Source organism: Micromonospora sp. NPDC007208, from assembly GCF_042869175.1.
Classification (GTDB): domain Bacteria; phylum Actinomycetota; class Actinomycetes; order Mycobacteriales; family Micromonosporaceae; genus Micromonospora; species Micromonospora foliorum.
In genome coordinates this window covers 293,570-315,161 of the sequence record NZ_JBIAFG010000001.1, presented here as the reverse complement: position 1 = coordinate 315,161, position 21,592 = coordinate 293,570, and the positions used below count along the sequence as shown (strand labels likewise).

Annotated in this window: 18 protein-coding genes; 13 read left to right on the top strand and 5 right to left on the bottom strand. The window is 71.5% G+C overall.

The window, feature by feature from the left end:
- Positions 1-436 precede the first annotated feature (436 nt).
- From ACFYL6_RS01245 to ACFYL6_RS01235, 3 genes are all read right to left on the bottom strand, one after another.
- A complete protein-coding gene (locus tag ACFYL6_RS01245; protein WP_387165926.1) occupies positions 437-1,687 on the bottom strand; it encodes a DUF222 domain-containing protein in 1,251 nt (416 codons plus the stop codon).
- A 172-nt stretch (positions 1,688-1,859) separates the two neighbouring features.
- Positions 1,860-2,663, bottom strand: a complete 804-nt coding sequence (locus ACFYL6_RS01240; protein ID WP_387165924.1) for an IclR family transcriptional regulator C-terminal domain-containing protein — start codon at positions 2,661-2,663, stop codon at positions 1,860-1,862.
- A gap of 4 nt (positions 2,664-2,667) precedes the next feature.
- Complete coding sequence (locus ACFYL6_RS01235; protein WP_387165922.1) at positions 2,668-4,104, bottom strand: amidohydrolase family protein; 1,437 nt, start codon at positions 4,102-4,104, stop codon at positions 2,668-2,670.
- Between the two features lie 198 nt (positions 4,105-4,302).
- On the opposite strand from ACFYL6_RS01235, the gene ACFYL6_RS01230 reads away from it, so the two are divergent.
- From ACFYL6_RS01230 to ACFYL6_RS01195, 8 genes are all read left to right on the top strand, one after another.
- Positions 4,303-5,439, top strand: a complete 1,137-nt coding sequence (locus ACFYL6_RS01230; protein ID WP_387165920.1) for a CaiB/BaiF CoA transferase family protein — start codon at positions 4,303-4,305, stop codon at positions 5,437-5,439.
- Complete coding sequence (locus ACFYL6_RS01225; protein WP_112672888.1) at positions 5,424-6,194, top strand: citryl-CoA lyase; 771 nt, start codon at positions 5,424-5,426, stop codon at positions 6,192-6,194. Before ACFYL6_RS01230 ends, ACFYL6_RS01225 begins: the two co-directional genes overlap by 16 nt.
- A 29-nt stretch (positions 6,195-6,223) precedes the next feature.
- A complete protein-coding gene (locus ACFYL6_RS01220) occupies positions 6,224-7,090 on the top strand; it encodes an extradiol ring-cleavage dioxygenase (RefSeq protein ID WP_387165918.1) in 867 nt (288 codons plus the stop codon).
- Positions 7,087-7,449, top strand: a complete 363-nt coding sequence (locus ACFYL6_RS01215) for a hypothetical protein (protein ID WP_112672887.1) — start codon at positions 7,087-7,089, stop codon at positions 7,447-7,449. The genes ACFYL6_RS01220 and ACFYL6_RS01215 overlap by 4 nt, the downstream gene beginning before the upstream one ends.
- Positions 7,446-8,411 carry a zinc-binding alcohol dehydrogenase family protein gene (locus ACFYL6_RS01210; RefSeq protein WP_387165916.1) on the top strand — a complete coding sequence of 322 codons (966 nt, stop codon included), beginning with the start codon at positions 7,446-7,448 and terminating at the stop codon, positions 8,409-8,411. Before ACFYL6_RS01215 ends, ACFYL6_RS01210 begins: the two co-directional genes overlap by 4 nt.
- 85 nt (positions 8,412-8,496) lie before the next feature.
- Positions 8,497-9,921 (top strand): aldehyde dehydrogenase family protein, encoded by a 1,425-nt coding sequence (locus tag ACFYL6_RS01205; RefSeq protein WP_387165914.1) that lies wholly within the window; start codon positions 8,497-8,499, stop codon positions 9,919-9,921.
- Between the two features lie 172 nt (positions 9,922-10,093).
- The gene (locus ACFYL6_RS01200) at positions 10,094-10,927 is read left to right on the top strand and encodes a helix-turn-helix transcriptional regulator (RefSeq protein WP_387165912.1); all 834 of its coding nucleotides are present in this window, start codon (positions 10,094-10,096) and stop codon (positions 10,925-10,927) included.
- 225 nt (positions 10,928-11,152) lie between these two features.
- Positions 11,153-12,769, top strand: a complete 1,617-nt coding sequence (locus tag ACFYL6_RS01195; protein ID WP_387165910.1) for a ricin-type beta-trefoil lectin domain protein — start codon at positions 11,153-11,155, stop codon at positions 12,767-12,769.
- A gap of 52 nt (positions 12,770-12,821) precedes the next feature.
- Here the strand turns inward: ACFYL6_RS01195 and ACFYL6_RS01190 are convergent, their stop codons facing one another.
- Positions 12,822-15,353, bottom strand: a complete 2,532-nt coding sequence (locus ACFYL6_RS01190) for an ABC transporter permease (RefSeq protein ID WP_387165908.1) — start codon at positions 15,351-15,353, stop codon at positions 12,822-12,824.
- Complete coding sequence (locus tag ACFYL6_RS01185; protein ID WP_238682516.1) at positions 15,350-16,108, bottom strand: ABC transporter ATP-binding protein; 759 nt, start codon at positions 16,106-16,108, stop codon at positions 15,350-15,352. Before ACFYL6_RS01185 ends, ACFYL6_RS01190 begins: the two co-directional genes overlap by 4 nt.
- A 146-nt stretch (positions 16,109-16,254) precedes the next feature.
- Between ACFYL6_RS01185 and ACFYL6_RS01180 the strand changes: the two genes are divergently transcribed.
- The 5 genes from ACFYL6_RS01180 (at position 16,255) to ACFYL6_RS01160 (ending at position 21,262) form a co-directional block, all read left to right on the top strand.
- Positions 16,255-17,457 carry a sensor histidine kinase gene (locus tag ACFYL6_RS01180; protein WP_387165906.1) on the top strand — a complete coding sequence of 401 codons (1,203 nt, stop codon included), beginning with the start codon at positions 16,255-16,257 and terminating at the stop codon, positions 17,455-17,457.
- Positions 17,454-18,092 carry a response regulator gene (locus ACFYL6_RS01175; RefSeq protein ID WP_387165904.1) on the top strand — a complete coding sequence of 213 codons (639 nt, stop codon included), beginning with the start codon at positions 17,454-17,456 and terminating at the stop codon, positions 18,090-18,092. Before ACFYL6_RS01180 ends, ACFYL6_RS01175 begins: the two co-directional genes overlap by 4 nt.
- Positions 18,093-18,180: 88 nt before the next feature.
- Positions 18,181-19,203, top strand: coding sequence for a fibronectin type III domain-containing protein (locus tag ACFYL6_RS01170; RefSeq protein WP_387165902.1), 1,023 nt, complete (start codon positions 18,181-18,183; stop codon positions 19,201-19,203).
- Between the two features lie 53 nt (positions 19,204-19,256).
- The gene (sthA, locus tag ACFYL6_RS01165; protein ID WP_387165899.1) at positions 19,257-20,660 is read left to right on the top strand and encodes a Si-specific NAD(P)(+) transhydrogenase; all 1,404 of its coding nucleotides are present in this window, start codon (positions 19,257-19,259) and stop codon (positions 20,658-20,660) included.
- 158 nt (positions 20,661-20,818) lie between these two features.
- The gene (locus tag ACFYL6_RS01160) at positions 20,819-21,262 is read left to right on the top strand and encodes a peptidase inhibitor family I36 protein (RefSeq protein ID WP_387165897.1); all 444 of its coding nucleotides are present in this window, start codon (positions 20,819-20,821) and stop codon (positions 21,260-21,262) included.
- The last annotated feature ends 330 nt before the right edge of the window (positions 21,263-21,592 follow it).

The following is a 21,592-nucleotide window of genomic DNA, read 5'->3' as shown; positions in this document are numbered from 1 at the left end:
GCGTATCCGAACGGCCGCCCATTTACAGCCGCTCGTCGGGGTGGCGTTCATCCGGCAGAGCCGCGAGCTAGGGACGGGTCGCGGTCCGGATTAGCGCGGTGAGGGCCGGGGATCGGCTGGCGCGTCCACCGGCACAGCGGCGAGGTCGAAACGACGATCGCGCTGGTCCCGGCGCGGACATGCGAATCGGGTACGAGATCGCGGCCGACCTGCGTGCCGAGTCCTGGTCGCGCGCCTCTCACCGCCTCGGTAGCTGAGGCGGAGTGGCGCGTGGCGACCTTGGCCCCGCGCCTCCCACCGCCTCGACAGCTGAACCGGAGTGGGGCCCTGGTCGCGCGCCTCTCATCCCGTCGGTGGCCGCGCGGGATTGGGGGCGTGCTGGGCCGGCCACTCGATTGGCCCGCTGACCGGGGTGATGGTTGTGGGCTGGTGGTGCTCACGTTCGTCGGTGGTAGTGGTTGCGGCGGGGGACCTGTTCGGGGTCGAGCCAGGCCGGTGGCACGAATTCGGGGTGGCCGTCGCCCGCCAATCGCACCGCCCAGTCGCTGTGGTGCAGGTAACGGTGGTGGTGTCCACAGAGCAGGACGGCGTTGGTGAGGTTGGTGTCGCCGCCGTCGGCCCAGTGGTGGAGGTGGTGGGCGTCACACCAGCGCGGTGGTCGGTCGCAGCCCGGGAAGGCGCAGCCTCCGTCCCGCAGCACCAGAGCTCGCCGGAGAGGGCCGGTGATGAGACGACGTTGTCGGCCGAGGTCGAGTGGTTGGCCGGCTCCGCTGAGAACGGCGGGAAGGATGGCGGCGTCGCAGGCGAGACGGCGCACGGCCTCGGGGGTGAGGTGCAAGCCGGTGTCGAGGGTGCCGGTGCCCAGTTGCCGGGTTAACCCGTCGTAGCTGGTGGTGACGACGATCTGGGCGGGATCACCGCCGTGCTCGGGCAACTCGCCGGTGCGCAGGGCGAGGCGGCACACGTCGCCGAGAGCGTCGTGCCGGCGTTGCCCGGGAGAGCGCTGGTCGTCGGGGCCCGAGGGTGCGCCGAGTGGGTCGATGGCGGCACGGAGCAGCCCGGCGGTCTCGCTGTCGAGGATACCGGTGAGTCGCAGGCGGCCGTCGGTGAGGGTGGAGAGGGTGAGGTGACGGTCGCGGGTGGCGCGGCGGGCCTCGGCGTCCAGGGCGGCTTTGGCGGCGGCGTCGGCGATGTCGGGTGCGACGTGGTCGAGGACGCGGGTGCTGAGTTTGCGTAAGAGGGTGGGATCGAATTGCCCGGCCCAATCGACGAGCACTCCGAGGGCTTTGTCAGCGGCCTCGGGACCGGCGGCGGTCTGCACGCTGTCGACCGTGTCGGCGATGACCCGAGCCTGGTCGACGGTGATGTGGCCATTGGCCAGTGCGTGGCGTACCCCAGGGTTGCCGACGTCCAGGACGGCGGCGAGGTCGACGAGGCGGCGGGCGGCCGGGACGGTGAGGCGTAACCGTTCGCGGAGCCAGACCGCGGTGGAGGAGGCGCCCTGCGCGGTGGCGGTGCCTCGACCGTCGAGCTCACGGATCAGGGCCAGCTTCAGTGCGGCGAGACGCTGCTCGATGCGGTACGCGGTGTCGAGCGCGGCGATCAGCTCGCCCTCGGGGTGTGCCCAGGCGGCCGTGTCGGCAAAGGCCGCGATGGCGCCCTCTGCCTGCGTCAACTCTTCGACCACGACCCGAATCTAGAACAGGTGTACGACATTTTTCAGTCATCATGATCAATCCGCGGCGGGCCCGGCCCAGCGGCAGGCCAGCGGGCTGACGGGGACTCCGCGCCGCCCTAGCCACGCTGGTTCTGGGGCCCCGCCTGCCGATCACCTGGGCCCCGGCGAAACCGATGCTCGTCTAGGTCGTGACCACCGGCACGGCGGCGGTGAGCGCCCAGTCGTGCCCGATGTCGGCGGCCGCGCGCAGCAGCCTCGGGAGGTGCTCCTCGCGCAGGGTCTCCAGCGAGGTCTCGGCGGCGTGCACTGTCACGTTGATGGCGGCGACGACCCGCCCGTCGCCGTCGCGTACACCGGTGGCGACGGACCGGATGCCCGGCGCCAGGTCCTGGTCGGCGAGCGCCCAACCCTTGGCCCGGACCTCGCGCAGCACCGCGTCGAGGTCGCCCGGTGCGGGCTGCCAGCGCGGCGTGATGCCGGAGCGGCTGGGTTCGGCGAGGACGGCCGCCAGCGTGTCCGGTGGGAGGGCCGCGAGCAGCACCTTGCCCATCGACGTCGCGGGTGCCGGGAAGCGGGTGCCGATGGTGACGCCCAGGGTGACGATCTTGGGCACGGCCACCCGGGCGACGTAGACGATGTCGCTGCCGTCGAGCTGGGCCATCGAGGTCGACTCGTTGGTCTGCGCGACGAGCTTCTCCATGTGCGGCCGGGCCACGTCCCACATGTTCAGCGCGTTGACGTACGCCATCCCGAGCTCCAGGACGCGCGGGGTGAGGGTGTGGCCGCGGCCGACCGCGCGGACGTAGCCCAGCGATTCGAGCGTGATGAGGATGCGCCGGACGGTGGGGCGGGCCAGACCGGTGGCGGCGGCGAGCTCGCTGAGCGTCATCGAGGGGCAGGCGGGACGGAAGGAGCGCAGGACGTCGAGGCCACGGGCGAGGGCCTCGATGAAGTCGGGCCCGGCGCCCCTTCCGTTGTCACTCATGTCCTTAATGCTTCCATTGCGCCGACCCGGCGTCCCACTCGGTGTACTGGTACGGGTTCTCCAGGATCGCGGTCTCGGGGACGTCCGGGTTCATGCCCCGCTGCCACGCCTCCTCCCCCATCGTCTCGCGGAGGTGGTCGATGGTCGCGGCCACCCTGGCCCGCGCGGCGGCGAGGTCGACGCCGACGAGGCGGCCGTCCCGCTTCACGACCCGGCCACCCACCAGCACGGTGTGCACGTCGGCACGCTGGGCCTGGAAGACGACGTGACCGTGCGGGTTCAGGATCGGGAACATCACCGGCGAGGCGTCGTTCTTGATCAGGACGACGTCGGCCTGGCGGCCGGGGGTGAGCGCGCCGATCGTGGCGTCCATGCCGAGCGCGCGGGCGCCGCCTCGGGTGGCCCACTCGACGACCTGCTCGGCGCGCAGGTGGCAGTGGGTGATGGTCTCCTGCTTGGCGTGCGCCTCCAGGTGCTCCCGGGAGCGGTCCGCGCCGAGCGTGCTCCGCATCGCGGAGAAGAGGTCGCCGCTCCACCACACGCTGGTGTCCATCGACAGCGACACCGGGATGTCGTGGTGGCGCAGCTGCCAGGTGGGTGGGTAACCCTGGCCGGCGCTCTGCTCACTCTCGGTGGAGACGGAGACCGAGCCGCCGGTCGCGGCGATCCGGTTGTACGAGTCCTGGGTGAGCGTCGCCGCGTGCACGTACACGGTCGAGGGGTTCATGAACCCGTTCTCGTGCATCAGCCGGATGCCGTCGTCGTTGGTGGCGCCCCACACGCCCGCGTGGGTGGTCACCGCGACGCCCAGCTCCCGGGCCACCTCGAACGCGGCCCGTTCCGGGAAGGCGGGGTCGCCGGTGACGTCGAACGCCAACTGGAAGCCGGCCAGCTTGCCACCGTCGACGCGGCGGCGGTGGAAGTCGCGGAACTCCGGCGAGGTGGCCCACTCCCACGGCCCCTGCTGGATGTTGCCGTAGGCGAGCACGAACCGTCCGTCGACCGCCTCCAGGGCGTCCACGGCGGCGTCGGCGTGCTCGGGTGTCTGCAAGCCGTGCGACCAGTCGACGGTGGTGGTGACGCCGGCGTCGATCGCCTCGATCGCGCCGAGCAGGTTGCCGGCGTAGACGTCCTCGGGTCGGAACAGCCTGCCCGACTCCAGGTAGTACCAGACGAAGTACTGGGTCAGGGTCCAGTCCGCGCCGTACCCGCGCATCGCGGTCTGCCACAGGTGCCGGTGGGTGTCGACCATGCCGGGCATGAGGATGCCGTCGGTGGCGTCGATCTCCAGGGCGTCGTCGGGTGCGGTGAGGCCGACGCCTACCTGCGCGATCCGGCCGCCGATGACCAGCACGTCGGCGCCGGGCAGCACCGTGTGCGCGTCGTCCATGGTGAGAACCAGGCCGTTACGGAAGACCACCGGCCGGTCGGTTGCGCTCATCGCCACCCATTCCTTTCGGGGGTACGAGGGGGATCCGGACCGTTGTCCGCTGTGCGGTCAGCCCGAGTGGCACGAGTGTGGCTCCGGTCACGATTGGTGTCAAGGGCGTGGTTTCGCACGACGAACGGGCCGTTGACAGGCACCCTCCGGTGTCGCAAGCTGTCCCGGCGGACAGGTGTCCGCAGGACGGGCGGAAACATGGTGCAGCATTCGACAGGCCCACTGGCCGGCCTGCTCGTCGCGGACTTCTCCCGGATCCTCGCCGGGCCGTACGCGACGATGCTCCTGGCCGACCTGGGCGCCCAGGTGATCAAAGTGGAGAGCCCCGGTGGCGACGACACCCGCACCTGGATGCCGCCCACCCGCGACGGGGTCTCGACGTACTACCTCGGCATCAACCGCAACAAGCGGTCGGTCGCCCTGGATCTCAGGAAGCCCGACGACCTGGCCACCGCGCAGGAGCTGGCCCGCCGCGCCGACGTGCTGATCGAGAACTTCCGGCCCGGTGGCCTCACCCGGTTCGGCCTCGACTACGACACCGTCACCGCGACCAACGACAAGATCGTGTACGCGAGCATCAGCGGCTTCGGCACCGGCGCAGGTAGGGACTTCCCCGGCTACGACCTCATGGTGCAGGCCATCTCGGGCCTGATGAGCCTCACCGGCGACCCGGACGGCTCGCCGTACCGGGCCGGGATCTCCGTCTTCGACGTGATGGCCGGGCTGCACGCGAGCATCGGCATCCTCGCCGCGCTGCACCACCGCGGCGAGACCGGACGAGGCCAGCACGTCGAGGTCAACCTGCTCAGCTCGGCGCTGTCCGGGTTGGTCAACCACTCCAGCGGCTACGTGGCCGGCGGCACCGTCCCGTTCCGGATGGGCAACGCGCACCCCAGCCTCTTCCCGTACGAGCCACTGCCCACCGCCGACGGGGAGCTGATCGTCATCGCCGGCAACGACGGGCAGTTCCGCAAGCTCTGCCAGGTGCTCGACCTGCCCGACCTGCCGGACGACACGCGTTTCGGCCGCAACCAGGACCGCACGGCCAACCGCGAGCAGTTGCGGCCCCTGCTGGTCGAACGGCTCGCCAAGCGGACCAAGGACGAGTGGTTTCGGGACCTGCTCGCCGCCGGCGTCCCGTGCGCGCCGATCAACACCATCGACGGTGGTGTGGCGCTCGCCGAGGAGTTGGGGCTCGACCCGGTCGTCACCGTCGGAGACGTGCCCGGTGTCCGCAACCCCATCACCTTCTCCGACACCCCGGCCCGGTACGAGCTGCCGCCGCCGGGGCTCGACGAACACGGCGAGGAGATCCGCGCGTGGCTGAAGAGTTGAGCTTCCCCACCGGGATCGGCACCTCCGACCCGACCACCATCTCCCTGCTCGGGCAGGATCTGGCCGCCGACCTGATGGGCACTGTGGGCTTCGGCGAGCTGGCGTACTGGCTGGTCGCCGGCCGGCGCCCCACCCCGGGTGAGGTACGGGTCTTCGAGGCGGTGCTGGTGGCACTCGCCGACCACGGCTTCACCCCGACGGCGATCGCCGCCCGGCTGACGTACCTGTCCGCGCCCGAGTCGTTGCAGGGCGCGCTCGCCGCCGGCCTGCTCGGCGGCGGCTCCCGCTTCCTGGGTGTCACCGAGGACTGTGGACGCTTCCTCGCCGACACGCTCGCTCAGGCCGGCGAGGTGACCGACTACGACGCGGTGGCGCTCGACGCGGTCACCCGGGCCAAACAGGAACGCCGGCTGGTCCCCGGGCTCGGGCACCCCGTGCACAAGGAGCAGGACCCGCGCACCCCCGTCCTGATCCGGATCGCCACCGAGGAGGGTCTGCACGGCCCGCACCTACGGCTGTTCGAGGCGATCGGCCGCGTACACCCGCAGGTGCTCGGCCGCACCCTGCCGCTCAACGGCGCCGGAGTCTGCGGGGCGGCCCTCGCCGACCTCGGGCTTCCCGTCGAGATGCTGCGCGGCTTCGCCCTGCTGGCCCGTGCGGCGGGACTGCTCGGGCACCTCGCCGAGGAGCGACGCCGGCCGCTCGGCATGGACATCTACCGCACCGTCGACCGCAACGCCGTCTACGAACCCTGACCCCTCTTCCACCCCCGAAAGGAGCGGGAATGGCCTCCATCGTCGCGGTCATCGCCTCCACCCACCACCCCTTCTACTACCGGGCGAGCACGGCCACCGGCGAGGATCGACCACCGTTCGCCGACGAGTGGACCCGCAAGATCCTGGCGTTCCGGGAGACGTTGACCCGGGCCCGACCCGACGTGCTGGTGATGGTCGGCTCCGACCACTTCCACCAGCTCTGGCTGGACAACATGCCGCAGTTCCTGGTCGGCAAGGCGCCCCACTACGACGCCAACTGGTACAACGAGGAGCGCGAGTTCGGGCTGCCCCGGATGCTGCTCAAGGGTCAGGAGGACCTGTCCGGGCACATCCTGCGGGCCGGGCTCGACGCCGGGTTCGACCTCGCGTTCAGCAACGAGCTGCGCATCGACCACAGCATCACCTGCCCGATCATCACGCTGCGGCCTGAGGCCGACCTGCCGATCGTGCCGATCTACACCAACATCTTCGCGCCGCCGCTGCCGCAGCCGAAGCGCTTCGTCCAGCTTGGCCAGAGCATCCGGGAGATCGTCGAGTCGTGGCCGTCGCACCTGCGGGTGGCCGTCATCGGCACCGGCCACCTCTCACTGGAGCTGGGCGGCCCCCGGCAGTTCGGCCCGCACGGCCCGGACCCGGAGTTCGACAGGCGGGCCGTCGAGTGGATCGCCAACGGCGACCTGGACGAGTGCCTGCGCGAGGTCACCCTGGACAGCCTGCACTCACCGGGCAACGCCACCCACGGCTTCATGGACTTCATGCTCATGATGGGCGTGGCCGGTGCCGGCGTGAAGGCCGACTACGTCGACACCCTCGACCTGTTCCACACCATGGAGGCGTACTTCACCTGGTACCCGGACGGAGCGCCGACGGCATGAGCAAATATCTGCTGAACAAGTTCCTCTTCATGGTCGACCGGGACCCGGAGCTGGTCGAGCGTTACCGCAGCGAGCCGCGCGAGCTGGTCGCCTGGTGGGAGGCCGAGTGCGCCAACACGGTGCTGAACTGCCACACCGGCGAGGCGAGCACCTGGCTGCGCTTCGACGACGTGGAGCGCGAGGCGTTGGCCACCCACGACCACGTGAAGCTCTTCGAGTTGGGCGCGCACCCGTTCCTCACCCTGACCCTCTTCATCGCCCTCTTCGAGCGGGACAACACCGAGCCGTTGGAATACCAGAAGTCCTACGGCGCACGGCTGGCCCACTTCTCGATGCCCTACCCGGACATCGCGACGTGATCCGCGCGGCAGTGCTCACCACCTGCGGCACGCCGCCGACGATCGCCGAGCGGCCGGTGCCCGTGCCGGCCGACGGCACGGTGGCGGTCACCGTCGAGGCCGTGCCGATCACCCCGCTGGACGTGCTCTGCTCCAGCGGCACCAGCTACTTCGGCCCGCCGAGCACCCCGTACGTGCCGGGCGTGCAGGGGGTTGGTCGGCTCGCCGACGGCACAGCGGTCTGGTTCGGCACGTCGGCCGGGATGCGCTCCGGTGTCGACGGCAGCATGGCGAGCACGGTCACCGTGCCCACCGCCGACGTGGTGGCGCTGCCGGCCGGCGTACCGCTGACCCTTCTCGCGGCCCTCGGTCTCTCCGCGGTCGCCGCGCACGCGGCGCTGACCCACGCCGGCGGCCTGGCGGCCGGCGAGCAGGTCATCGTGCTCGGAGCCGGGGGTGTGGTCGGTCAGGCCGCCGTCCAGCTCGCACTGCTCGGCGGCGCCCGCCGCGTCATCGCCGTGGCCCGGTCGGCCGCGGCGCGGGCCCGCGCCGAGAAGCTCGGCGCCGCCGTCGCCGTCCCGCTGTTCCCCGACGACGATGTCGCGTCGATGGCCGACCGGCTGCGCCACGCCGCCGACGGGCCGGTCGACCTCGTCCTCGACCCGGTCTTCGGCGTCCCGGCCGCGGCGGCGCTGCGGGTGCTGCGCCCGGGTGGGCGGCTGGTCAACCTGGGCAGCGCCGCCGGCGCGACAGCACCCATCGAATCCGCAGTGCTGCGCAGCGGCGCCCTGCGGATGGTCGGCTACACCAACAACGGGTTGTCGACCGCCGAGCGGGCCGCGGCGCTGACCGTCGTGGCCGGGCATGCGGCGGCCGGCCGGCTCACCGTCGACCACGAGATCGTGCCGTTCGAGGCCATCGCGGACGCCTGGGCCCGGCAGGACGCTGGCGCCACCGCGGGGCGGATCGTCCTCGCGCTTTGAGGGGGGCCGGGCGCCAGCCAGGGATCGCGGAACCGTGGATAAACCGCACCTGGTTGGGGTTCGGCAGCGGTGCGACGGTCGGTCCATGACACCTTCCACCTACACCGTCGCCGGCCACTGGATCGGTGGCGAGACCGTCACCGGCTCCGCCGGCACCCTTCCCGTCGTGAACCCGGCCACCGGCGAGGTCGTCGCCGAGACCCCGGCCGGCACCGCCGCCGACGTCGACCGCGCCGTCGCCGCCGCCCGAGCCGCCTTCCCGGCCTGGTCGGCGACCACCCCGCAGCACCGGGCGGACGTGCTGCGCCGCGTCGGCGCCGGCCTCGCCGCCCGCACGGAGGAGATCGCCCAGGCGATCACCGCCGAGATGGGCTCTCCGATCGGTATGTCCCGGACCGCCCAGGTCGCCTTCCCGGCCGCTGTGGTCGAGTCCGTCGCCGGCCTGGCCGACGACTTCGCCTGGACCGAGGAGGTCGGCAACTCGCTGATCGTCCGCGAGCCGATCGGCGTGGTCGGCGCGATCACGCCGTGGAACTTCCCGCTCCAGCAGATCGTCTCCAAGCTGGCGCCGGCCCTGCTCGCCGGCAACACGATGGTCTTCAAGCCGTCCGAGAACGCCCCGCTGACCGCGCGCATCCTCGCCGAGGTCGCCGCCGAGGCCGGCGTACCGGCGGGTGTCTTCAACGTCGTCTACGGCACCGGCGCGACAGTCGGCGAGGCGATCTCCGCCCACCCGGACATCGACATGATCTCGTTCACCGGATCCACCCGCGCCGGGCAGCGCATCTCCGCGGTGGCCGCCGCGACCGTCAAGCGGGTCGCGCTGGAGCTGGGTGGCAAGGGCGCGAACATCATCCTCGACGACGCCGACCTGCCCGCCGCGGTCGAGCGGGGTCTCATGATGGCGTTCAGCAACGGCGGTCAGGTCTGCGGCGCGTGGCCGCGGATGCTGGTGCCCGCCTCCCGTCAGGACGAGGTCGTGGCGTTGGCAGTCGAGGCCGCGAAGCAGTACACCGTCGGGGACCCGGGCGACGAGGCCACCCGGATCGGCCCGATGGCGTCCGAGACCCACCGGCAGAAGGTTCTCGGCTACATCGAGCGGGGCATCGCCGACGGCGCCCGGCTCGTGTTCGGCGGCCCGCAGCGGCCCGAGGGGCTGACCGTCGGGGCCTACGTCCAGCCGACGATCTTCGCCGACGTCGACCCGGCCTCCGCGATCGCCCAGGAGGAGATCTTCGGCCCGGTGCTGACGATCATCCCCTACGCCGACGAGGAGGAGGCCGTGGCCATCGCCAACGGCACGCTGTACGGCCTGACCAGCGGCGTCTTCGGTGCGCCGGAGCACGCACTCGCGGTCGCCAAGCGCCTGCGGGTCGGCCAGGTCGACGTGAACGCCGGCCACTGGAACCCGCTCGCCCCATTCGGCGGCTACAAGCACTCCGGCAACGGCCGCGAGTTCGGCCGCTTCGGCCTGGAGGAGTTCCTGGAGACCAAGTCCATCCAGCGCTGACCGAACCTTCCCCCCGCCTGCCTCAAGATCGTGCTGGATCCGGGATGTAGTGGTCGGCACCCCACTACCACCAACATCCAGTGCGATCTTGGGGAGGCGGAACACCAACCCGGCGCTCGCCTGTTGCAGTGAACAGGCCGGACCCTGCCGGCACGCAGTGATCGGAGACACCGTGGACCGCGCCCAACTCGCCAGCTTCCTACGCACCCGCCGCGAGGCGCTCCAGCCCGAGGACGTCGGGTTGCCCCGGGGCGCGCGTCGACGCACCGGTGGGCTACGCCGCGAGGAAGTCGCCACGTTGAGTGGGATGTCCACCGACTACTACAGCCGGTTGGAGCAGCAGCGCGGGCCGCACCCGTCGGAGCAGATGCTCGCCGCCCTCGCTCGGGGCCTGCGGCTCTCCCTCGCCGAACGGGACCACCTGTTCCGGCTCGCCGGACACGCCGTTCCGCACCGCGCGGTACGGGCCGACCACGTGAACCCGGGCATGATGCGGATCCTCGACCGGATGCCCGACACCCCGGCCCAGGTGGTGAACCACCTCGGCGAGACCCTGGCGCAGACCGCGCCGGCCGTCGCCCTGCTCGGTGACGAGACCCGGTACACCGGCCTGGCGCGCAGCGCGCACCACCGCTGGTTCACCGACCCGACGGCACGGCGGCTGCACCCCGCCGAGGACCACCAGACGCAGAGTCGCCTGCTCGTGGCCCACCTGCACGCGGCGTACACCCGTGACGGGCGCGGCTCGCGGGCCGCCGCGCTCGTCGACGACCTGCTGGTCAGGAGCCCGGAGTTCGCGCAGCTGTGGCGGGAGCACCCGGTGCCGGGCGGCTACTGCCCGCCGAAGCACTTCGTGCACCCGGAGGTCGGGGCGTTGGAGCTGCACTGTCAGACGCTTGTCGACCCCGACCAGTCCCAGACCCTGTTGGTCTTCACCGCCGTGCCCGGGTCGCCGAGCGACGAGAAGCTGCGGCTGCTCTCCGTCATCGGCGCCCAACTCGTCTGAGCACAGGCCAACTCCGGGCGCCGACGTCCAGGCGGTCGGTCGGGAGAGGCTCGACCTGCCGGGCCTGGCGCCGCACGCGCCGCGCACCGTGGTGGACAAGGTGCTCAACGGTGCGTCCATGCACCCGTAACGGCATCCGTGGCGACGAAGACATTGATATCGGTGTGTACGACTGTAATGATTAACACACTTTACAGTTGTTTCGCCGCCCGGAAGGACCCCCACATGGCGCGACGATTGGCCGGGTTCGTACCCCGCCGCCCCCGCACCAGACTGACCATCGCGCTCGCCGCGGCCCTGCTCGCCGTACCGACCGGCCTGGTCGTCGGCGCGTCGCCCGCGACGGCGGCCGCGACCGGTGCCATCACCGGGTACGGCGGCAAGTGCGCCGACGTGGCCGCCGCGAGCCCGGCCAACAACACCCCGGTCCAGCTCTTCACCTGCAACGGCTCCGCCGCGCAACAGTGGACGGTGGCGGACGACGGCACGATCCGGGCGCTGGGCAAGTGCCTGGACATCGCCGCCGCCAGCACCGCCAACGGCGCCCGGGTGCAGATCTACGACTGCAACGGCACCGGGGCGCAGCAGTGGTCGCCCAGCGCCGGGCAACTGGTCAACCCGGCCTCGGGCAAGTGCCTCGACGCGACCGGCCCCAGCTCGGCCGACGGCACCCCGCTACAGATCTGGAGCTGCACCGGCACCGCCAACCAGGCGTGGACGCTGCCCACCGGCGGCGGCACCACACCACCACCGTCGTCGGGCGGCTTCACCCACCCCGGCGTGCTGGTCAGCCGGGGCCAGCTCGACTTCGTCCGCGGCCGGGTGCAGGCCGGCGCGCAGCCGTGGGCGGCGGCCTACAACCAGATGATGAGCAGCCGCTACGCCTCCCTGTCGCGCACCCCGGCGCCCCGCTCGGTGGTCGAGTGCGGTTCCTACTCCAACCCGAACAACGGCTGCACCGACGAGCGGGAGGACGCCATCGCGGCGTACACCGACGCGCTCGCCTGGTACTTCACGGGGGATGCCCGGTACGCGCAGAAGTCGATCCAGATCATGGACGCGTGGTCGGCCACCATCACCGCGCACACCGGCAGCAACGCCCCGCTGCAGACCGGCTGGGCCGCCTCGGTCTGGCCCCGGGCGGCCGAGATCATCAAGTACACGTACACGAGTTGGCCCAACGCCAACCGCTTCGCCACCATGCTGCGCAACGTCTACCTGCCGATGGTGCGCAACGGCTCGAACAGCAACGGCAACTGGGAACTGACCATGATGGAGGCCACCGTCGGCATCGCGGTGTTCCTGGAGGACCGGGCGGCGTACGACGCGGCGGCCACCCGCTTCCTCAACCGCACCAAGGCCTTCGTCTACCTGCCCAGCGACGGCGCGTTGCCGTACACGATGCCCGGCAGCGGCCTGGACACCAGTGCGGAGATCATCGGCTACTGGCAGGGCCAGTCCACCTTCGTCGCCGGCCTCGCCCAGGAGACCTGCCGCGACTTCGTGCACACCGGGTACGGGATCTCCGCCATCTCGCACGTCGCGGAGACCTCCCGGATCCAGGGACGGGACCTGTACCCACAGGTCGGTGAGCGGCTGCGTCAGGCACTCGGCTTCCACTCGCGCTACCAGCTCGGCGAGGCGCCGCCCTCCTGGCTCTGTGGTGGCAGCCTCACCCGGGGCCTCGGACCGATCACCGAGGTCGGCTTCAACGCGATGAGCACCCGGTTCGGCAACGTCATGACCAACACCCAGACCCTCACGCTGCAACAACGTCCGGCCGGAACCAACAACCTCTTCGTCGCCTGGGAGACGCTTACCCACGCCAACAACCCCAACTGACCAGGCCGCCGTGGGGTGGCGCCGAACGCGCGGCGCCACCCCACGACGGTGTTCAGTTGTCGGCCCCCAGGGCCACCACCGGGCTGACCCGCGACGCCCGACGGGCCGGCAACACCCCGGCCAACGCGGTCAGCACGACCAGGGCCACGAAGAGCCCGGCCAGCGGCAGCAGCGGCGCGGTCAGCGGCGCCTCGATCCCGAGGGTCTGGACCGCCAACCAGGCGTACGGGATGCCGAGCACCAGGCCGATGGTCGCGCCGATCACCCCGTACAGGCCGGACTCGACGGTCAGCATGGTGCGTAGACCGGTCCGGGACAGCCCGATCGCCCGGAGCAACCCGGACTCGCGGACCCGCTCCACCACCGAGAGCGCGGTCGTGGAGCCCACGCCGACGACCGCGATCAACACGGTCAGGCCGACCAGACCGACCGCGATCCAGACCAGGGTGCGCACCAACGCGTCGTTGCGGTCGCGTTCGTCGGCGAGCACCGCGAGGCCCACCCCGTCGCTGCCCCCGATCGCCTGCCGCAGCGCCCGCACGCCGGCGGTGCGACCGTCCTCGCCGGCACCGGCCGCGTCGGCCAGCAGACCGGTGTACGCGGCCCGCACACCGAGTCGGTCCAGGTCGGTCGGATCGGCGAGGATGCCCGCGTGCAGCGGCCCGTCACCGGGCAGGACGGCGGCCACCCGCACGTCGACCCTGCGGGTCGCGACGGCGAGCGTGACGGTGTCGCCGGCCCGCAGACCCGCGTCCCGCGCGACCCAGCTGTTGAGCACGATCCGGCCGGGGCCACGATCGGTCAGGCTGCCCTGGGCCACGTCCAGGTCACCGGTGCTCGGCAACGCCGCCAGGTTCAGGTCGCTGGTCGGGTAACCGGACTCGACGTCGCCGAGCTTGTCGGCGGCGCGCAGCAGCCGGGCGTCGTCGACCATCCGGTACGGCACCACCCTCGCCAGCGCGCCGTGTGCCGCCTCGGCCCGGGTCACGACAGCCGGCGGCAGCGTCCCACCGTTGCTGGTGACCTCGAAGTCGGTCGGGGCCGACAGCGCCATCTCGCGGTCGGCGAGGATCTGCAACGACGCACCGCCGATGACCACCCCGGAGATCAGGGTCACGCCCAGCGCGACCACGACGGAGACCGCGGCGGCCCGGCGCGGCGCCCCACCGATCCCGCCGACCGACATCCGCCCGAGCGGCCCGAGCTGGCGTAGCGGCCAACCCACCACGGCCAGCACCGGGCGTACCAGCAGCGGACCGAGGGCCACCAGCGCGAAGAACGCCAGCGTCCCGGACCCGACCAGCAGGAGCAGGGGCATCGACGGGTCGTAGTTCGACTGGTCCGGCTTCGGCAACTGGCTGACCGTCGCGACCGCCGCCAGGATCGCGCCGACGGCCAGGAGCAGCCCGAAGACCAGACGCAGTACCCCGATGCCGCGCCGGCCGGCGGTGGTGCTCGCCGCCCGCAGTGCCTCCAGCGGGGAGACCCGGGCCGCCGAGAGCGCCGGTGCCAGCACGGCCAACACGGTGATCACGACGGCGCCGATCACCACCGTGACCGCCGCCGCCAGCGGCAGGCCCGGCGAGGAGACCGCGCGGCCGGTGGCGCGCAGGATGGCCGGCAGGGCGTACCCGAGAGTGAGGGCGCTGGCGACTCCGACGACGCCGGCGACCAGCCCGGTCAGGGCTCCCTCGGCGGTCAGGGCCGCCACCAGGGTGCCCCGACCCGCGCCGACCGCCCGCAGCAGCGCGAGCTGCCGCATCCGCTGGGCGAAGACGATGCGGAAGGTCGAGGTGACCACCAGAGCCGCCGCGACGACCGCGATGGAGACGAACATGCCGACCAGGATGAAGAGTTTCCCGACCTGTTCGGCCGCCGCGTTGGCCTCGGCCTCGCGTACCTCGGCGCCGGAGCGGATCGGCTGGCCGGCGACCGCCGCGGTCACCCGTTGGCGTACCGCGTCGGTCGAGGCGCCGGGGGCCACCCGCACGTCGACGCGCTCCACCGTCGTCAGCCGCGCCCAGGCGATCACCGCGCTGTCCGGGGCGTACGCGTCGTAGCCGGCGTCGGCGGCGGAGTCCACCACGCCGGTCACGGTGAGCGGGGCAGGCGCGGTGAGTTCACCGCCCATACCGCTGGTGGTGGTGCCGACCGAGAGCCCGAGCCGTTCGGCGGTACGCGGCGTGATGGCGATCTCGCCGGGCTGGTCCGGGTAGCTGCCCTCGATCACCCGGACCATGGTCAGCGGGCCGGTGCCCGGATCGGACTGGAGGTTGAGGTATCCCTCGCCGACGGACACCCCGGACGAGACCCGGGCCACCGCCTCGGCCACACCGGGCACGGCCCGGATCTGCCGCACGTCCGCGACGGTCGGTGGCGGCACATCGACGCTGCCGATCACCAGGTCGGTGACGGCCGGGGTGCCGCTCAGGTTGTCCCGCACGGTCCGTTCGGTGATCTGTTGCACCAGCACGGTGCCGAAGACGACGAACGACGCGACCAGGATCGCCAGACCGGTCAGGATCAGCCGGCCGGGCCGCCGGGCCGCGGCGGTCGTCTGGGTACGCAGCACGGTCGCCCTCATCGGCGGGCCGCCAGGTCACGCAGGGCGTCGGTGACCGACACCTGGTTCGGCTTGTCGATCTCGCCGGCCAGCCGCCCGTCGGCGAGCAGCACCACCCGGTCGGCGTACGCGGCGGCGATCGGGTCGTGGGTGACCATGACGACGGTCTGGCCGAGGTCGCGTACCGAGTCGCGCAGGATGGTGAGCACCTCCGCGCCGGAGCGGGAGTCGAGGTTGCCGGTCGGCTCATCGGCGAAGACCACCTCGGGTCGTGCCACGAGCGCCCGGGCCAGCGCCACCCGCTGCTGCTGGCCGCCGGACAGCTCGCTGGGCCGGTGGTTCAGGCGGTCGCCGAGGCCCAGCACCCGCACCAGGTGCGCGAGGAGTTCCGCGTCGGGCTGCCGACCGGCGAGGTCCAGCGGCAGGGTGATGTTCTGCGCGGCGGTGAGCTGCGGCAGCAGGTTGAAGGACTGGAAGACGAACCCGATCCGCTCCCGGCGTACCCGGGTCAGCGTCCGGTCCGACTGGCCGGTCAGCTCGGTGCCGCCGAGCAGGACGCGACCGGAGGTGGCCGTGTCGAGGCCGGCGAGACAGTGCATCAGGGTCGACTTGCCGGACCCGGACGAGCCCATGATCGCGGTGAACTCGGCCCGGCCGAAGCCGACCGAGACCCCGTCCAGGGCACGGACGGCGGTGTCGCCGCTGCCGTACACCTTCACCAGGTCGACCGCGGCGACCGCGGCGTGGCTGGTCTCCGGCGGGGCGTGGGTTGTCATCGTTCCTCCAGTGGCTGCGTGGTGACCCGGAAAGACTCGCCGCCGTCGACGGGTGGGCGCATCGGCCCGGGGCCGGGTATCGCCGGTGCAGGGTCTGCCTTTCGGCCGATCCGCCACCTCCACCCGGCTGGCTACGCTGGGTCACCATGAGCACGCCGGATCTTCGACGTCTGTGGGTACGCCTGGCCCAAGCTGCCGGGCTGGTGGCCTTCGGTCTGCTCGCCCTCTTCGACTTTGCGGCCAGCACGGCGGATGACTCTGGCATCGGTACGCTCCTGCTCCTGCTGGTGCCGATGGGGTTGGCGGTGGCGACGGTGCCGCTGTGGCTGCCGGTGCACCGGCTGGGTTCCCGCCGGCTGCCGCTGGCCGCGCTGGCACTCGCCACCGCCTCACTGGCCGTGACCGCAGGGGTGGTCCTCCTCTCCGGAGGCGGCGGCATCCTGCTCGCCCGCACCTGGGGGCTCGCCGAGTCGGCCGGGCTGATCGGCGTGGTCTTCGTGGTGAGCCGCTGGGGCGCGCCGCGGCTCGCCCCGTGGGCGGCGGTGGCCGCCGGGCTCGCCGTCGCCGCGATGCCGCTGCGCGTCGGCACCGGGAACCTGCTGGTGATCTTCGGCCTGCTCCAGGTGCTCGCCGCGGCCGGCGCCGCCGGGGTGGGGCTCTACCTGCGCATCGTGGCCGCCGGCCGGGAGCGGGCGATCGCGCTGGTCCGGGCCGAGCAGCGTGCCGAGTTCGCCCGGGATCTGCACGACTTCATCGCCCACCACGTCACCGGCATCGTGGTGCAGGCACAGGGCGCCCGGTTCGTCGCCGAGCAGGACCCGCACCGGGTGATCGTCGCCCTGGAGCAGATCGAGCGGGCCGGAGCGGAGACGATGGCCTCGATGCGGCGGATGGTCGGGATCCTGCGCAACCCGGACGCCCCGCCGGACGCGCCGCTGGCTCCGCTGGCCGGGGTGACCGAGTTGGAGCCCCTGCTGACCGGGTTCAACGGCGCGGCGAACGCGCCGGCACGACTGCACGTCGACGGCGACCTGAACGGACTGCCGGTGGAGGTCTCGACGTCGGCGTACCGGGTGGTGATGGAAGGGCTGACCAACGCCCGCCAGCACGCGCCCGACGCGCGGTCCGTGGACGTGGCCGTGCGGCGTACCCCGGACTGGTTGCTGGTCCGGGTCGCCGACGACGGCGCGTCGCCACGCACCGCGCCGGCCCGTGGGCACGGCTTCGGCCTGATCGGTCTCACCGAGCGGGTACGCGCCCTCGGCGGCACGATCACCGCCGGGCCCGGCGTGGCCGGTGGCTGGGTGCTCGACGCGGCGTTCCCGCTCCGGGTGGCGGTGGCCCGGTGATCCGGGTGCTGATCGCCGACGACCAGGCCATGGTCCGGACCGGCTTCGGCATGATCATTGGCGCCCAGTCGGACATGGAGGTGGTCGGCGAGGCCGCCGACGGCGTCCAGGCCGTCGAACTGGCCCGACGACTGCGCCCGGACGTGGTGCTGCTGGACATCCGGATGCCCCGCCTCGACGGTCTCGAGGCACTGCGGCTGCTCGCGGGGCCGGGCGTCGCCGACCCGGTCCGGGTGGTCGTCGTGACGACCTTCGACCTCGACGAGTACGTGCACACCGCGCTCTCCAACGGCGCGTGCGGCTTCCTGCTCAAGGACTCCGGCCCGGCCCTGCTGGTGGAGGCGGTCCGCGCGGCCGTGTCCGGCGACGCGCTGATCAGCCCCTCGATCACGGTACGGCTGTTGGAACACCTCAGCTCACCGGCCCCGGCGCGCGACGCGGGTGGCCTGTCACCACGGGAACTCGACGTGGTGAAGCTCGTCGCCCGGGGCCTGACCAACGCCGAGATCGCCACCCAGCTCTTCATCGCCGTGGGCACGGTCAAGACCCACCTGGCCAGCGTGCAGATGAAACTCAAGGCCCGCAACCGGGTCGAGATCGCCGCCTGGGCCTGGGAACGCCGCCTCGTCGGCTGACGGGACACCGGTGCGACCGACACTGCCCTAACATCAATGGCAGTCAATTACTGGTCCGCTGCGGTCAACCGGAAGTGAGGTCATCACCGTGCCCAATCATCCGTTCCGCAGAATCCGTTCCACGGTCGCCGCGCTGGCGGCCGGCGCGCTGGCAGTGACTCTGGTGGCGGCGGGCGCGACCCCGGCGTACGCCGCCGACGACACCGAACGCCCCACCGCCCCCGGCCCGATCACTGTCGTCGCCATCGACACCACCTGGGTCGAGCTGACCTGGGCAGCCTCGACCGACGACGTGGGGGTGGTCCGCTACCCGGTCGGCGCGCGATTCGAGGACACCGGCGCCCAGTATTCGACCGACACCAACAGCATCCGGATCACCGATCTGCGGCCCTCGCGCACGTACACCTTCTCGGTGTGGGCTCTGGACGCGGCCGGCAACAGTTCGCTGTCCAACCCGACCCTGCGGCTGACCATGCCACCGGGGGACGACCAACCGCCGAGCGCGCCGGGTCAACCGGTGGCGTACGACGTCGCCGCCACGGCGGTCCGGCTGCGGTGGGCGCACTCGGTGGAGAACGTCGCGCTCGACCGGTACGAGGTGTTCCGGGTCGACGCCGGCGGCACTCTCACCCGGGTCCGTGAGGTGTACCAGTACCCGCCGGTGAACAGCGCCCAGATCAGCGGGCTGACGCCGAACACCACGTACACCTTCGTGGTGCAGGCCCGCGACGAGGTCGGACACCTGTCCCCCCTGTCCGCACCGGTCACCGTGACCACCCTGCCGCCACCACCGAGCTGCGCGGTCCGATCCGTCGTGCGGCAGTGGCCGGACGGCTTCGTGGCCCACCTCGTCGTCGAGAACACCGGGTCGACGGCGGTCGACGGGTGGACGATGACGTGGCGATTCTGGGCCAGCCAACAGGTCCAGGGCATCTGGGGCGCGAAGGTCGTCGACCGTCTCAACAACAGCTACCTGCGGGTGGGCAACACCAGCCGCAACGCGGTGATCCCGCCGGGCGGCACCGTGTCGCTGGGGCTCGTCGCCACCGGCACGCAACTGCCCGAGGAGATCACGCTCAACGGCGGCCTCTGCACGGTGGCAGACGAATAACGCTCGACTCCGGGGTCTGGCGCCAGCCACGACATCTTGCGACGCTAGCGGTTGTGTATGACTACGACCTGTTGGTGCTGGGCTCCGGACCCGGCGGTCAGAAGGCCGCGATCGCCGCCGCCAAGCTCGGTAGGCGGGTCGGCATCGTGGACCGCCGCGACATGATCGGTGGGGTGTGCATCAACACCGGCACCGTCCCCTCCAAGACCCTGCGCGAGGCCGTGCTCTACCTGACCGGCCTGAGCCAGCGGGACCTCTACGGCAGCAGCTACCGGGTCAAGGAGGAGATCACGGTCAGCGACCTGGCCGCCCGGACCCAACACGTCATCACCCGGCAGACCGACGTCATCCGTAACCAACTGGCCCGCAACCGGGTCGCGATGATCACCGGCACCGGGCGTTTCGCCGACGCGCACTCGATCTGGGTCGACGGCGGCTCCGGCCGCGAGTCCAAGGTGACCTTCGACAAGATCGTCATCGCCGCCGGCACGCGCCCGGCCCGCCCGGACAGCGTCGACTTCGACGACCGGACGATCGTGGACTCCGACGGCGTCATCAACCTTCAGGCCGTACCCCGCAGCATGGTCGTGGTCGGTGCGGGCGTGATCGGCATGGAGTACGCCTCCATGTTCGCCGCGCTCGGCACCAAGGTGACCGTTGTGGAACGCCGCGAGCGGATGCTGGATTTCTGCGACGACGAGGTCGTCGAGTCACTCAAGTACCACCTGCGCGACCTGTCCGTGGCGTTCCGCTTCGGCGAGGAGGTCGCCGCCGTGGAGAAGCACCAGACGGCGGCGCTGTGCATCCTCAAGAGCGGCAAGAAGATCGTCGCGGACACGGTGATGTACTCGGCCGGGCGGCAGGGTCAGACCGACGACCTGGCGTTGGAGGCGGCCGGGCTGGAGGCGGACCGACGTGGCCGGATCACGGTGGACGCCAACTACCGCACCTCAGTGGACAACATCTACGCCGTCGGCGACGTGATCGGCTTTCCCGCGCTCGCGTCCACCTCGATGGAGCAGGGCCGGCTGGCCGCGCAGCACGCCTGCGGCGAACCGATCCGGGAGATGCACGGCCTGCAACCGATCGGCATCTACACGATTCCGGAGATCAGCTTCGTCGGGCAGACCGAGGCGCAGCTGACCGAGAGCTCGACGCCGTTCGAGGTGGGCATCGCCCGGTACCGCGAGCTGGCCCGGGGTCAGATCGTGGGCGACTCGTACGGCATGCTCAAGCTGCTCGTCTCCCCCGACGACGGTCGACTGCTCGGGGTACACGTGTTCGGCACCGCCGCCACCGAGATCGTCCACATCGGTCAGGCGGTGATGGGCTGCGGCGGCACGATCGACTATCTGGTCGACGCGGTGTTCAACTACCCGACGCTGGCCGAGGCGTACAAGGTCGCCGCCCTGGACGCGTCCAACAAGATCCGCAACATCACCCGCATCGACGGCTAGTGCGTTGTCCATGAACGTTCACCGGGTTGGTGACACGCCGGGTGGCATCCGTCCGGACGGTGGTGGGTGTTGATGGCCACGAGAACGGGACGCATGCGTTATTTTCCCCACAGATCCAACATATTGACGCAGCGTTATCTGTCGATCACTGTAGTCGCATGAAACCACGGCTGTTCCTCATCGCCGCACTCGCCGCTGTCGTCGCCACCCTCACGGTGCCCTCGGCCGCCCACGCCACCCCCGACGACAGCAACCGCGCGAGCGTTGCCGGAATCTCCGCGCAGGCCCTCCGGGCCGGCCCCGACGACAACAACAACGCAAGCGTTTCCGGGATCTCCTCGCAGGCCGCTGGCTCCTGCCCCTACACCGCCCTGTGCCTCTACACCGAGGGCGATTTCCGCGGCCGCATGTTCGTGATCTACGCCTGTGGCAACTACGCGCTGTTCAACTGGAACGGCTGGGGGTCCGTCTACAACAACCAGACTCCGAGCTACTGGGCCTATCTGCTGGACCAGAACGGCAATGAGGCCCACGGCTTCGTCGACGGAGCCGGCGCAAGCTGGGTGGAATTCGACCCGTACTGGTACGCCAAGCCCTGCTAGTGCTCTGACCATGAACGTTCACGGTGTGGGTCAGGCTGCCGTTCGTACGGCGGGCTGACCCATCGTCGTTGGCGTTCCGGCCACTGCGCGGTCCTGCACGACGCCGAGGGGCAAGCCGGAGGAAGTCCCCGGTGATCAAGAGGTTTGCGTCATGACACGCCAGGCAGGATGACGCAAACCTCTTGATCAACGAGGCCGAGGGTGGGGCCCGGGGGGGGGGGGGGGGGGGGGCCCCCCCCCCCCGGGGGGGGTTTTTGGGGGTGGGGGTGGGGGGGGGGGGGCGGGGGGGGCGGGGGGGGGGGAACCCGAAAAAGTGGGTTGTTAAGGGGC